11 protein-coding genes are annotated in these 14,814 nt (G+C 36.3%); 4 read left to right on the forward strand and 7 right to left on the reverse strand.

Features of this window, described 5'->3' with window-relative positions:
• Position 1 precedes the first annotated feature (1 nt).
• The 3 genes from YQ22_RS08195 to YQ22_RS08205 form a co-directional block, all read right to left on the reverse strand.
• Positions 2–397, reverse strand: a complete 396-nt coding sequence (locus YQ22_RS08195) for an ACT domain-containing protein (protein ID WP_071340790.1) — start codon at positions 395–397, stop codon at positions 2–4.
• Positions 398–526: 129 nt separating this feature from the next.
• Positions 527–1,525, reverse strand: coding sequence for a 23S rRNA (adenine(1618)-N(6))-methyltransferase RlmF (rlmF, locus tag YQ22_RS08200; RefSeq protein WP_335626983.1), 999 nt, complete (start codon positions 1,523–1,525; stop codon positions 527–529).
• A gap of 15 nt (positions 1,526–1,540) precedes the next feature.
• Entirely contained in the window at positions 1,541–2,119 is a 579-nt protein-coding gene (locus YQ22_RS08205) for a PepSY domain-containing protein (protein WP_071340792.1), read from the reverse strand.
• A gap of 461 nt (positions 2,120–2,580) precedes the next feature.
• On the opposite strand from YQ22_RS08205, the gene katG reads away from it, so the two are divergent.
• Positions 2,581–4,827, forward strand: coding sequence for a catalase/peroxidase HPI (gene katG, locus YQ22_RS08210; protein WP_071340793.1), 2,247 nt, complete (start codon positions 2,581–2,583; stop codon positions 4,825–4,827).
• Between the two features lie 66 nt (positions 4,828–4,893).
• Here the strand turns inward: katG and YQ22_RS08215 are convergent, their stop codons facing one another.
• Positions 4,894–5,253, reverse strand: a complete 360-nt coding sequence (locus YQ22_RS08215) for a bleomycin resistance protein (protein WP_071340794.1) — start codon at positions 5,251–5,253, stop codon at positions 4,894–4,896.
• Positions 5,254–5,430: 177 nt separating this feature from the next.
• Here YQ22_RS08215 and YQ22_RS08220 point away from each other — a divergent pair, with 177 nt between their 5' ends.
• Positions 5,431–6,360, forward strand: a complete 930-nt coding sequence (locus YQ22_RS08220) for an SPFH domain-containing protein (RefSeq protein ID WP_058104579.1) — start codon at positions 5,431–5,433, stop codon at positions 6,358–6,360.
• 248 nt (positions 6,361–6,608) lie between these two features.
• On the opposite strand, the gene YQ22_RS08225 is transcribed toward YQ22_RS08220, so the two are convergent.
• Entirely contained in the window at positions 6,609–8,294 is a 1,686-nt protein-coding gene (locus tag YQ22_RS08225; RefSeq protein WP_058104578.1) for a glutamine--tRNA ligase/YqeY domain fusion protein, read from the reverse strand.
• Positions 8,295–8,520: 226 nt separating this feature from the next.
• Here YQ22_RS08225 and YQ22_RS08230 point away from each other — a divergent pair, with 226 nt between their 5' ends.
• Positions 8,521–10,767, forward strand: a complete 2,247-nt coding sequence (locus YQ22_RS08230) for a gliding motility-associated C-terminal domain-containing protein (protein ID WP_083414216.1) — start codon at positions 8,521–8,523, stop codon at positions 10,765–10,767.
• A gap of 7 nt (positions 10,768–10,774) precedes the next feature.
• Complete coding sequence (locus YQ22_RS08235; protein WP_071340795.1) at positions 10,775–12,952, forward strand: PorP/SprF family type IX secretion system membrane protein; 2,178 nt, start codon at positions 10,775–10,777, stop codon at positions 12,950–12,952.
• A 283-nt stretch (positions 12,953–13,235) separates the two neighbouring features.
• Here YQ22_RS08235 and YQ22_RS08240 read toward each other — a convergent pair whose 3' ends face one another.
• A complete protein-coding gene (locus tag YQ22_RS08240; RefSeq protein WP_071340796.1) occupies positions 13,236–13,418 on the reverse strand; it encodes a hypothetical protein in 183 nt (60 codons plus the stop codon).
• Positions 13,408–14,241: a class I SAM-dependent methyltransferase gene (locus YQ22_RS08245; RefSeq protein ID WP_071340797.1), complete on the reverse strand. Its 834-nt coding sequence runs from the start codon at positions 14,239–14,241 to the stop codon at positions 13,408–13,410. Before YQ22_RS08245 ends, YQ22_RS08240 begins: the two co-directional genes overlap by 11 nt.
• Positions 14,242–14,814 lie beyond the last annotated feature (573 nt).

Raw genomic sequence — 14,814 nt, forward strand, 5'->3', positions numbered from 1 at the left:
CTTATTTCTTAGAAAATTCTTGCAGAACGCTCATGGCTTTAGTAGCGTCTTTTGTGGAGACAAAAATATGGTCATGATAAAATGCGGCAACCACGTTACAACTAATATTGTGTTTTGTCAACGCATTCGCTACTGCAGCGGTCAACCCAACCGCATCTAAAGCGGAGTGTACGGTCAATGTAATCCAAGAGGCTATGAATTCATAAGCTAATTTATAATGCGCTGCTTTTTCTTTTGTCAATATTATGGTGATGCCTTCGGTTTCTTTAAATTCAAAAAGAATATCAGCTCTTGAAATATGGCCAATTTCGGGGAGACTTATAAAAACATAGTCCCCTTCGTTTAATTTAGGTTTTAAACTTTGTAAAAGAACTTCTAGATTGCTTTCTCCGGGCATAGTATCGATTTTAAGGGATTTAAAAATAAAAATCGACCCTTCGGGTCATATGTATCATATAAAGGGTTTAAAAAGCTACAAACGTATTATTATAAACCAGTCTTTACTTCAATAATTTTAAATTGATATTTATTCGCTTTTCCAACGTTCGTTAGCCCATGCGTTCATTTCTACTTCGGTCAAAAATGTCCAAGCAACCAACCTGCTCATTTTGTTACCCTGTCCCATAGGTATGGTTTTATGGGCAATTGCTCCAATTTTCTCCAGTCGATCATAGAACGATCTCAAATTTGATTGTTTACTTACCAAAGTTGAATACCAAGCGGAATTTTTTGAAAATTGTGCACTTTCATTGATCATGTTCAATACAAATCGTTTTTCGCCACCATCGGTCCAAAGCTCTCCTCCTTGCCCTGCAAAATTAAGAGCCGGTTTTTTAATACGCTTCTTTTTTAAATTGCTCAATTTACGTAAAGTTCCAGCTTCGGCCTCGGCTTGGTTCGCATGAAATGGCGGATTGCATATGGTGAAATCTACTTTCTCATCAGCCTTTAAAATTCCAGAAAATATATGCTCAGGTTTTTCTTGTAATCTAAATTTTACCTTACCAGTTAGATTGGCGTTGTTTTCTACAATTTTTTGTGCCGCCTCAATGGCTTTTGAGTCAATATCCGAACCTAAAAAAGACCAACCATAGGTGCTGTTTCCAATTATTGGATATACACAATTTGCACCTACTCCAATATCTAGACACTTAATTTTATCACCTTTGACTAAAGTTCCATGATTACTGTCTGCCAAAACATCTGCAATATGGTGTATATAGTCTGCTCTACCTGGTATTGGCGGACATAAAAAACCATCTGGTATGTCCCAATATTCAATACCGTAATGTGCCATAAGTAACGCCTTGTTCAGAGCTTTTACGGCTATTGGATTAAAGAAATCAATAGATAAATTACCGTGTTTATTTTTGGCTACAAATGGTTTTAAATCTGGATTGACCATCTTTAGCGCCTTAAGATCATAACGACCGGTATGTTTATTTCTTGAGTGTAAACTAGGCTTTTGTAAGGTATTTTTTTTCTTGTATTCTGGCATGTCTTTATAGCTTATTGAAGATTTCAAAGCTAAGCCTAATTTTTAAGTACTTGCATTATTTTTACGCATTCGCTTAGGTCCATACCAAAGCCAAAAGCCTGTAATGGTAAAAAGTAAAAGGGCAAGACCCATTACCGTAGTATAGAATACCTTTATTTGATTATCACTTGTACCTAAATAATCATCTAAAAGGGAACCATCATGAATATGTTCAATGATATCAGAATACCGGCGTTCGGTGTGCAAGACAGTACCTGTGGCCCCATCAAGTTGCAAACCCCAATAATGATCTTCATATACAAATTTTACGATACCTTTTTCTTTTCTAATATCTATGCGATCTATTTTGGTGGATAGTTCTGGCGATATATGTTCCAAGATATAGGTGTTAGCAAGGCTATGTAAACTATCTACTGATAGCCATTCCTTTAAATCAGTGGAAGTGCCTTTATAGGTTTTAGACAGAATTACTCCTCCACTATGCTTTTTCCAACCTAAAAGAAGCCCTGTAATAGAAATGAAAAAGAAAAAAATGAACAGAGCAGCACCTGTTGCACGATGTACTTTGCGAAATATTCGCAACCATTTTGCTTGGCGTTGTCTTTTGGTGATTTTAGGCATTTATTTGGTCTGGTTAACCTGCAATATAGCTAGTTTTAGAAGGTAGAATTATCAATGATTTGTTAAATTAATTTTTGATTGTCGGCTTTGTTCAAAGGTATGCAGGTGAATTTTAAGTGTAATCATTATCATAAAATAAGTGCTGCTTTATCTCAATGGTTAAATTTTGTCTATCTCTCTTTATGCATTATACGTTGATAGTTTTTGTGACTTATAGCTTGTTTTACTAAACCATTAATTAATGGTTGTTTGGTATCAGATTATACTATTATCTTTTTATCTTTATGATATTCTAAGATTTAGTGGCTTTTATGAAGTGGTTCTGCAACCGAATTGAATAATTGCTAAACGTTTTATAATCACATCATAGATATTTTCTATTGTAATTGAATTTTCGATAAGTTAATTATTGATAATTTTACCACAGAAGAACTAAAAACAACAATTAAACTATTATAATCATGAGTAGTACTAACGGAAAAGGTGAAGCTTGGGACGTGAATGATTCGTCAGCAGCAAATTGTCCATTTTTAAATGGTGAAATGCATCAAGCAGCAGGTGGTGGAACCACTAATAAAGATTGGTGGCCAAATATGTTAAACCTTAATATATTGAGGTTACATTCTAAAATGGCTGATCCAATGGATGATGACTTTAACTATACTGAGGAATTTAAGTCTTTGGATTTAGCAGCGATAAAGAAAGATTTGACCGATTTAATGACCGATAGTCAAGATTGGTGGCCAGCAGATTATGGTCATTATGGTCCGTTTTTCATCCGTATGGCTTGGCACAGTGCTGGTACTTACCGTATTTCAGATGGTAGAGGTGGTGCAAGTTCAGGTAACCAACGTTTTGCTCCATTAAATAGTTGGCCGGATAACGCCAACCTAGATAAGGCACGTTTGTTATTATGGCCTATTAAACAGAAATATGGTAAAAAAATATCTTGGGCAGATTTGCTGATCTTAGCAGGTAACGTGGCCCATGAAAGTATGGGATTACCAATGTTTGGTTTTGCTGGTGGTCGTGAAGATATTTGGCAACCGGAAGAAGATGTGTATTGGGGATCTGAAACAGAATGGTTGGGCAACAAGCAAAGATATGATGAGGATGGAAATGAATTGGAGAATCCGTTAGGTGCTGCCCATATGGGATTGATCTATGTAAATCCTGAAGGTCATAATGCAAATCCTGACCCATTAGAAGCTGCTCACTATATAAGACAGACCTTTAAAAGAATGGCCATGGATGATTATGAAACTGTTGCATTGATTGCCGGTGGACACACTTTTGGTAAAACGCACGGAGCTGCCAGTCCTGATGATTATGTAGATGTTGAACCAGCTGCAGCCGATATTACAGAACAAGGTCTTGGTTGGAAAAGTAGTTATGGCAGTGGTTTTGGTGCAGATACAATTACTAGTGGTCTAGAAGGTGCTTGGTCACAAACTCCTACAAAATGGAGCCATTATTTCTTTGAAAACCTATTTGGTTTTGAATGGGAATTAACTAAAAGTCCGGCTGGTGCATGGCAATACAAACCAGTAGGTGATGCAGGTGCTGGTGAAATGCCCGATGCGCATATTCCAGGAAAAACTCACCAACCATTCATGTTGGTAACAGATATGTCTTTGCGTGTAGATCCGGAATTTGAAAAGATTTCAAGAAACTTTTTAGAGAATCCAGATGAGTTTAAGGATGCCTATGCTAGAGCTTGGTACAAATTAACACACCGTGATATGGGACCTAAGGAGCGTTACTTAGGACCAGAGGTGCCACAAGAGGAATTGCTATGGCAAGATCCTGTACCAGCGGTAGATTTTGAATTGATTAATGATTCTGATATCGCCCAATTAAAGAAAACTATTTTGTCTTCTGGACTTTCAACGGCAGAGTTGGTTAGTGCAGCATGGGCTTCTGCTTCTACTTTTAGAGGTTCGGATAAAAGAGGTGGTGCAAATGGTGGTCGTGTTCGTTTAGCTCCTCAAAAAGATTGGGAAGTAAATAACCCTACTCAATTGGCCAAGGTTACAGCAACTTTAGAAAGAATTCAAAAAGAGTTTAATGCAGGCCAGTCTGGCAATAAAAAGGTTTCTTTTGCAGATTTAGTTGTATTAGGTGGTACTGCTGCAGTAGAGAATGCCGCTAGTTTAGCAGGTTTTGCTACGAATGTGGAATTCAATGCAGGTCGTACCGATGCTACTCAGGAGATGACAGATGCCGAAGCGTTTGATGCATTAGAGCCTTTAGCGGACGGATTTAGAAATTATACTAGAAAAAAATTGTCTGTACAGGCCGAAGAATTATTGATCGATAGAGCTAACCTATTGAATTTAACTGCGCCGGAAATGACGGTTCTTATAGGTGGTCTACGTGTATTAGGTGCAAATTATGATAGTTCTAATAACGGCGTGTTTACAAACAAGCCAGGTGTATTGACCAATGATTTCTTCTTAAATCTTTTAGACATGGGTACTACTTGGAAAGCGGCATCTGATAATGATACCGTATTTGAAGGTAGCGATCGTAAATCTGGAGCGGTTAAGTGGACTGGTACAAGAGCAGATCTTATCTTTGGTTCCAACTCTGAACTACGTGCCTTAGCGGAAGTATATGGTACGGAAGATGCTAAAGAGAAATTCGTAAGAGATTTTGCGAAGACTTGGACAAAGGTTATGAATTTAGATCGTTATGATTTAAAGTAATAACACTTCAAGATTAAATTAAAGGGCAGTATCCAGCTTCGGTACTGCCCTTTTTTATGGGAGAATTTAAGCTGTAGATTCACCAAATGTCAATAGATTATTGTCTGGATCTAAAAGGGAAAATTCCGTTTGACCCCATGGTTTTGCTTCTAGTTTACCATTAGGATGAATAGGAACTTTGTTATTTAATAATGATTGGTATAATATTTCTATGTCTTTGGTTCGTATATATACCTGGCCATAATTTTCCTTTACTTCAAGTGTTTTGAACAAGAAGAAATGAATTTCTACATGCTCTTTTACAAGCATTAAGTAATTCGGATACGTGGTAGTGCCCAACTCTTTAAAACCTAGCATATCTATATAATAAGCCTTGGTCTTAGACTTATTTCGCATAGGTAGTTTTGGTTGTATGGCTAATAGCATTGAAATAACTTTATAGCTTTAAATGTACAGATAGTAAGTTAATTATCAATACGGTGTAACGTTTGAATTACCCGTTATAAATTAAACAGGAAATTCATGTAACAAATGTGGCTATTTGACAACTAATGTTAAGAAGGCTTTTAGTATCTTCCATTATTAACTTAAAAATCAATTATTATGGGCTCATTTATTTGGATTCCAATTTTGTTTCTGGTCATTGTGACCATCTTATCCGGTGTTTTTATTGTTAAGCAGCAAACCGCGGTTTTAATAGAAACATTTGGAAAATTTACCAGTGTAAGACAATCGGGTATTCAGTTTAAAATTCCTTTTGTACAACGTATAGCAGCAAGAATAGGTTTAAAAATTCAGCAGCTAGATGTAATTATTGAAACTAAAACGTTGGATGATGTTTTTGTTAAGCTGAAAGTATCGGTACAATATGTAGTAATTAGAGAAAAAGTATATGATGCTTACTATAAGTTGGAATATCCGCACGAGCAAATAACATCATATGTATTTGATGTTGTACGTGCAGAAGTGCCAAAAATGAAATTGGATGATGTATTCGTTAAAAAAGATGATATAGCAATTGCGGTAAAATCTGAATTACAGGAGGCCATGTTGGATTATGGTTTTGATATCATAAAGACCTTGGTAACGGATATTGATCCAGATCCACAGGTAAAAGAGGCCATGAATAGAATTAATGCTTCTGAGCGCCAAAAAACAGCTGCTCAGTTTGAAGGTGATGCTGCTCGTATATTAATTGTTGAAAAGGCAAAAGCCGAAGCGGAAAGTAAAAGGTTACAAGGACAGGGTATTGCTGATCAAAGAAGAGAAATTGCCCGTGGTCTAGAAGAATCTGTAGAGGTATTGAACAAGGTAGGTATAAACTCCCAAGAAGCTTCTGCATTGATCGTAGTAACACAGCATTATGATACACTTCAAAGTATAGGTGAAGAAACCAATACGAATTTAATTTTATTACCTAACTCACCACAAGCCGGTAGTGATATGTTGAATAATATGGTGGCAAGCTTTACGGCAAGTAACATGATCGGAGAAAGCATGAAAAAAACCAACAAGCCCAAACCAAAAGAATAATTAAAAGACCAATTTTAAAAAAGCTCGAAAAATTTTTTTCGGGCTTTTTTTATGTCTGGCTTTTTTTGATAGCAAAGGCTCTTACTTGTATAGGATTTCGCTAAATACACCCTTTTAATGGGGTTTTGCCGGCTAAACAATACCAATAGGTCTTTAATTTATAAAGCGCCGTTAGAACGTATATCTAACGGCGCTTTTGTATAAGACTTATTGATTAAACTGATGTGTCTTTATAAGCAATGATTATATTACTTTTTTTCCTGGATTTTAGCCCAAGAATCTCGTAAACCAACAGTTCTGTTGAAGACTAATTTATCTGTTGTGGTATCTGGATCAACACAAAAATATCCTAGTCGTTGAAATTGAAAACGATCACCTGGCTTCGCATCCTTTAACGCAGGCTCTACATATCCTGTTATTACGGTTAAAGAATCTGGATTAATAAACTCCAAAAAATCCTTGTCCTTGTGAGCATCTGGACTCTCATCTGTAAATAGTCTATCGTATAACCTAACTTCCGTCTTTAAGGCATGTGCTATTGAAACCCAATGTAAAGTCCCTTTTACCCTACGCAAACTTTCTTCCGTACCACTACCACTTTTACTTTTTGGGTCATATGTACATTGGACTTCTGTAATATTACCATCGGTATCTTTTGTGCAACTTTCAGCTTTTATGATATATCCGTTCTTTAAACGAACCTCTCCGCCCAATTTTAAACGAAAGAACTTTTTGTTAGCAGACTCCCTAAAATCCTCTTGTTCTATATATAGTTCTCTTGAAAAAGGAACTTGTCTTGAACCTGCATTTTCATCTTCAGGGGAATTTTCTGCTTCTAGCCACTCGGTTTCTCCTTCTGGATAATTGGTAATAACCAGTTTTAATGGATTTAGAACACCCATTACCCTATGCGTGGTTTTATTTAAATGTTCACGTATGTTGAATTCCAATAAAGAAACATCAATTAAGTTGTCCCTTTTAGCAATTCCAATGGTATCCGCAAAATTACGGATAGACTCTGGCGTATATCCTCTTCTACGCAGACCTGATATGGTTGGCATTCTTGGGTCGTCCCACCCATTAACAATGCCCTTTTCTACCAGCTGGGCTAATTTTCTTTTACTAACTACGGTATGGCTTAAGTTACGACGTGCAAACTCACGTTGTTTAGGCCTTACCTTATCCTGATCATATACCTGATCTAAAAACCAGTTATACAATTCACGGTGCATGGCAAATTCTAACGTACAGAAGGAATGAGACACTTGTTCTATATAATCACTTTCACCGTGAGTCCAATCGTACATAGGATAAATACACCAATCGGTATTTGTTCTATGGTGCGCTTTATGCAGGATCCTGTACATAATAGGGTCGCGCATTAGCATATTTGAAGATGACATATCAATTTTTGCCCTAAGTACATGTGTACCCTCTTCAAATTCGCCATTTTTCATTTTTTCAAAAAGCGCTAAATTCTCTTCAACCGATCTATTTCTAAACGGACTATTGGTACCGGGTTCTGTAGGCGTGCCTTTTTGTGCGGCCATTTCTTCAGAAGATTGATTGTCCACATATGCCTTTCCTTTTTTGATCAATTCAATTGCCCAGTCATATAATTGTTGGAAATAATCAGATGCATACCGTTCGGTATCCCACTTAAAACCTAACCATTCAACGTCCTTTTTAATGGCATCTACAAACTCTTGTTCTTCTTTTGCCGGGTTGGTGTCGTCAAAACGCAGATTTACAGGGGCATTATACCTTAAACCTAAACCAAAGTTTAAGCAAATGGAACTTGCATGACCTATATGAAGGTATCCATTAGGTTCTGGGGGAAAACGAAATCGTAATTGATCTTTGGTATAACCATTTACCAAGTCCTCTTCAACAATTTGTTCAATAAAATTCAAAGACTTTGTTGTCTCGCTCATGTCAATATATTTCAAGCTACAAAAGTAGCAAAATTGCCTTAAACGACAGGTTTAAATAAAGTACACCTTACATAAAATGAGTTTCACAACATAAATCTTCCTTCCGACAACAATAAATTCCTCTTCGTCGGATTAAATAACATATTTGTCTATGAAATGATGGAAAAGTAAAATAATTTATTAACCAACTTTTCAACCGTAGTGGCCCCCATAACTACAAATACTTATGAAAACCTTGACCAAAATTACCTTTTTTACCGCATTTTGTATGCTATTTAGTGCCTATCAATTATCGGCACAGGCAATAGTGCTCAATGCCCCGGAACCTGCAGACAATCCTAATCTGTCAGGAAGTACGCCATGGACCGCCGTTTGTGCTGGAAACTCTGGTTTCAATGAATATTTTGTGAATATCACGTGGATTGGTACCGCCAATGCAGGTAATGAGTTTATTCTCGAATTATCTGATGCTACTGGTAACTTTGCTAATGCGCAAACTTTACAAACCATTAGTGATAAAAATACTGTAAAGGACTTTGATACCAGTTTTGCCATACCAACTGATACGCGTGGCGAAGGTTACAAAATGAGGGTTCGTAGTACGGATCCTGAAAAGATTGGTAACGAATCTCCCGCATATAACATGTATTACATGGATGTAACTTCTAACTTGAACATTAGTGAACAAGGTGATGGTGTGCCTCCAGGTACAGTGTGTAGCACTGGTCCTATTACCTTACAAGTAGATAATATAAGCAACCCAGAAACCTACCAGTATATTTGGTTTAGAAGCGGAACTGAGTTAACAGGTGAAACAGGTCATACATTAAACGTAACCCAGTCTGGTATGTATAATGTTTATATTGATTACGGACCACGTTGTACCGGTTCCGGTAATACAGATTCTAATATTGTTGATGTAACGATTGGAGGTTCTGGTACGGGGATAGCTGTAACGGCACCAAGCAAAACTGCTTTGTGTAGTACAGATTCTGAAACACTTACTATAGATCAAACAGATGCTTCATGGAGCTATCAATGGTTTAAAAATGATGTTGCTATATTAGGTGCTACGGCAACTTCTTATACCGTTGATGCATCCGCTGCAGGATTTGAAGGTGACTATGCCATTGAAATTTCGGGTACGGGTATCTGCAATGAAAGATCTTCGGCGATTACTATAACAAATGCAGATGTATATACGGTAGATGTTGAAAACGAAATTAATATGGTGCTTTTGCCTACGCAGAGCCAAACCTTATCAGTTAGTACAACGGCAAATACACCTAATTATAAATGGTTTAGAAATGGAATAGAAATAGCTGGCGAGACCAATAGTACTATAACTATTTCACAAGACGGAGAGTATTACGCTGAGGTAACCCAAACAGGGGGATCGTGTTCTGTATCCTCAAAAAATTCTGATGTGATTACGGTTGTGTCACCTGCTTCTTTTGAAATGACCATTAATTATACCGATGCGTATACTTCATGTGAATCAACAAGTACTATATTGGGTGTAGAACAAATTAATGCCGTTGCTACAGATGGTACTAAAACAGATGTTACCAGCGCCTTAGTAGATGGGTTCACCTATAAATGGACCAAAGATGGTACAGCTGTTAGTGGTGCAACAAGTAGTACTATTAGTTTGGCTTCTAATGCTGAAAATGGAACATACGATCTTAACGCATCGGTAGATAGTTTTACTGTAGATTCCAATTCGTTAACTGTTCAGTTATTAACTAGTGAGACCATTTCTATAGCAAGTTCAGGTACTGTATTCTGTTCTGGTGGCGAAACGATAACTTTAAGTACCTCTAGTGATCTAGGTTCTTCCACTTTTGAATGGCAACTAGATGGAGCATCTGTAAATACAACAGATACATCACTAACGGTAACTACTCCAGGCAGCTATAGATTGGCAGTAAACCGAGATGGTTGTGCTTTATTATCCAATGAAATTGTAATTAGTCCCCTTGATGAAAACTTGATTACGCTTGATCTGGGAACTGAGATTGTAATGCCAGAAGGCACTACAAAATTGGTTACCGCAAGTGGAGGTACCGCATATAGATGGCTAGATGCAAATGCCGTTGAAATAGGCAATGTGGATAGTATAACTTTTACGGAAGCTGGTAGCTATACATTGATCGCTTCAATTGATAATTGTGAGATCATTAGACAGGTGGAAGTCTCGTACTTAGATACGTTTAAAGTACCTAATGTAATTACGGTAAACGGAGATGGAATCAATGATCAATGGGTAATCCCTAACTCATATTCTAATAAGGCCGATGTTAATATCATAATCTATAATGAACAAGGTCAGGAAATTGTAAACGAATTCGACTATAAAAATAATTGGCCGCAGTCAACTACGGCTTTCACCAAACAAAATATGGTATTCTATTATAAAATTAGAAATGCCAGTGAAGTACTTAAACAAGGTACGATCACAGTAATACGTTAAGCTCACCATGCTAAAGAAAAGTGTTTTATATCTATTGTTATTTGTGTCTGCTATCATGAAGGTTAGTGGGCAAGAGGAAAGTCCGTTTGTATCATATGACGTTCCTGCCCAAAACTTATTGAAGTATAACCGATTCTTAATTAACCCTACGTTTTCAACGGTTAGGGAAGATAAATCATATATCAACTTGTTACACAGAAACCAATCGGTACAATTTGATGATAACAATCAGAACTATTTCTTAAGCTATAGTGGACGTATTAGTGATAGAACCGGACTTGGTTTAAGTCTATATTCACAAAGAGAAGGTATACTAAGTAATTTTGGTGTACTTGCAAACTACGCTTATGGCGTTAAGTTGAACGATAAGAGTAATTTTACTTTTGGTGCTAACGTATCGTACTATCAAAGTGGATTTGATAACGGTAGGGCTTCAACGGTTGAAGAAGATCCTTTTTTGGCGGGTTTACAAGATCAAAGCCTATTATCGTTTCAACCTGGTTTTAACCTTTCTTATGGAAAGTTTGATGTAGGTATGTTTGCAGAAAACCTATTTGACTACAATTTAAAGAATAGCGAGTCGGTAACCGAATTTAAGGATAAAACATATTCTGCCCACTTACAATATACCCATCAGTTTGAAAATAAAAAAGGAATTTTTGAAGAAGCTAGATTAATGCCGTTGGCAAGGGTTAGAAAAGTAGGTGAAGAAGATGTCACCTTGGGTGGTAGTTTAATACTTGATCTTCCTAAATTAGGTTGGATCCAGGGTGGTTATGATAGTTTCTATGGAGCTGCGGCAGGTGTTGGTTTTAACTTGAATGAAAGAATATCATTAGGGTATACCATGGAAAAAGGTCTGTCCAATAATTTTGACAATTTTGGTCTTACGCATGAGATATCCGTTGCATATTCATTCTCTCCTAACCTAACCGAAGATAGGGTAATGTTAGAAGATGATTTTGAAGATGATCTGGTAAAGAACGATGAAGATCCTGAGAACGTTGCAACCAATGAAGAAATTGAGGAGCTAAAAATGAAGCTGGCCGAAAATGATGCTATAATCGAAGAGCTGATGTTTCGTCAGGATTCTTTGGAAGCTATTCGCCAGTCTGACCTAGAAAGACGTTTTGCCATGGTTATGCGTATGGTACGGAACGAGACCAACGGTGAAAGACCAGATTTAGAGCAAAGGGCAAAGGAACTTTTTTTAGATGAGAATAGTAATACTGAGATTGCATCTAGTTATAACCCTAGCAACACAGGACAACCCATAAACTCGAATAAAGCAGTAAATGAAAGTCAACAAGATAGAGTAGTTGTTGCAGCTAATAACACTAAAGAACCTGTTATTAAAAGTGAAGCGGTTGTGGCAACCAATACTACCGATAGATCAACCGTTGAACGCGAATATCAAAAGCAGGTACAACCTAAAGATGCAGTTGTGGCAAGTAGAAGAAGAACCACTACCACAACACCGACTGCTACGACTACAGAGATTGTACAAGATGGAGTTAAGAGTAGAAGATTTAAAAATTTACCAGATGTTACCGATGGATATTACGTAGTAGCCAATGTGTATAAAGGTGGGCAGTACATGAACAACTTCATAGATGACCTTAATGCAAAAGGGATACAAGCCGATTATATTGATAACCCCAACACTGGTTTAAAATATGTGTATTTACAACGTTTTGAAACTTTTGAAGATGCTGTTGCCGCACATGACTCAAAATTAAATGGCGCTTATGATGGTGCCATGTGGATCATGAACGTTGATAATAAGTACTCTAATGAGGCCTACGCCAGTAATGTAAACAAACTAAAAGAGAAGTCTTCCAAATATGATTCTAATGTTTTAACCTCCAATGAGGTGGTGAGAGACAATGTAGATTCTAGAGAGATCGATTCTAAATCTTATGTGATAGAAGGAGCCGGTTCTGGTTACTACTTAATTGCAAATGTATTTGCAAACCCAAATAATGCTAAAAAGTTTGTGGCGCTGCTAAATTCATTTGGACTAAGTGCTAGCTACTTTATCAACCCTAAGAACAATTATAGATACGTGTACCTTAAAAAGCACGACTCTTGGACCAATGCCCTTATATCCTATTACTCTAAGCTAAATGATGCCTATGATGACAAAATGTGGATTATGCGGGTCAATCAAGAGCAGATGGCATAGAACCACTATAAGGTAATTCTACAATATTGAATCCCTTGTCATTACATTGACAAGGGGTTTGTTGTTTTTACTTTTAAATGACAACCTATCATATACCAATCGTTATATGTAGTATAGTTTTTAATAAACCATTTTTGCACAGAAACTATATCTGTCATTTTTTCACAAAATATACATATGGGTATATTTAAATAGTTTGGATTAGAATGTAACTGTCTATACCGGTCATTTTTACTTCATAGTTAATTTCAAAAAAAGTAGAATGGAGACCTGTGGAAAGTACTTACTTAACGTTGTATGCACAACATCCGTTTTCTTGGTAAATAAGTCTATGTTCAGATAATAGCTGTGCTATTATTTCCCTTGTCTCCTCTTCTTTTAATTGAATCTTTTCTCCTAAATCAATCTCATTTAATTGACCACGGTTTTCAATGAGGGCTTTTAAGTATCTGTCTTTATTTTCCATGTGTTTCTTTTTTTACTGCTATCATCATATGTGGACTAAAAGGTAAAATGTAGCTGTCGTTTTCCGTGATTTTAAGTAACGCTATTAAAGTCTTTCTTTTTTTGACATTTTGAATGTTGACAAAAAAGTCTTTGTCAAGCCATGCCATACCTTCCACTGCATAGGTTTTTAAATAGGCTAAACCTTGATTTTCAAATTCTGATTTTAATTGATCTGGTTTATGGTAATAAGCCTCTGCCAAGAGCCAAGGAAAATCATCTGGCGGATTATGTATGCCCGTTGTCAATTCACTTTTGCACATCTCAAAAAATGACCTTTTGTGAATGAGACCATTTAAAAGTCCTACCACGGTTGAAGCTGTATAGTTTATGGCAAAACCCAAAATGATTCCGCCATTTTTCAAGACACGTTTAGCTTCTATAATACTTAATGCTCTATCTTCATTTCTTTGAAGATGGTAAAGTGGACCATGAAGTATGATCAAGTCGGCAAAATCATCTGGAAAATGAAGACTTCTAGATTCTCCTAAATGCACCTTAAACTTGTTCTTAAGTCTTTTTGACCTTTGGCTTGCTAATTGTACATGTTTTTCAAGAGGTTCTATTAAATCAACCTTATGACCTTTTTTTGATAGCCACTCCGCATATTTTCCTGTTCCTCCGCCAACATCTACTATTTGTAAGTTTGGTTCGGTTACATATGCTTCAATTAGCAACTTATTTCTTTCAAATTCAAATAACCCCATTCCATTTTCAAGTGGGGTTTCCTCCGAGGCTTGATTGTAGAATGTTTCAATGGTTTTAGATATTAATTGTTTTTTCATTTCATACTACATGTTTTGGCACAAAAGGTTAATATGCAAAATTATATAGTGCTTAAAACCTAAAGTTTCTTAATAAAAATTCTAATAAATAATTGGCTGTAATTAGCTAAGCGTTGAGCCCTTTCAAAGCTTTTTTTACTCGTTTTACGAGAAAGTCTTTTAGAAAGACATTGCTAATATGTAGTATGAATATAACAGGCTATAAATATAGTAATTCTTATCTCGTACTCATTTGAACTTCTAAATAATTTTTGTTTAGGTATATTAAAATAGAGGTTCAAAGTCTCAATTTTAATATTTGGGTATACATTAAAAAGTAGTAGATATTCAATATAATAGTTGTTCATAGCAGTGCCTTTAAAGAATTTTGACTTTAAAATGCTGGTGGAGCAGCACATGGTTTGTCGTTGTGGTAAAGTGCTTGAAAACTATTAGTGTCCTACAGCTTTATATAAGCTATTTTAAAGACTGTTTTTTTTGCAGAAGGCCACATTGCTTTTAAAATTGTTTAAAGCGCTTTAATGCACTCCAAATAACATTTTACTTTTTGATTTTAAGCGACTTTTAATATCA

Source organism: Maribacter sp. 1_2014MBL_MicDiv (assembly GCF_001865655.1).
Classification (GTDB): Bacteria; Bacteroidota; Bacteroidia; order Flavobacteriales; family Flavobacteriaceae; genus Maribacter; species Maribacter dokdonensis.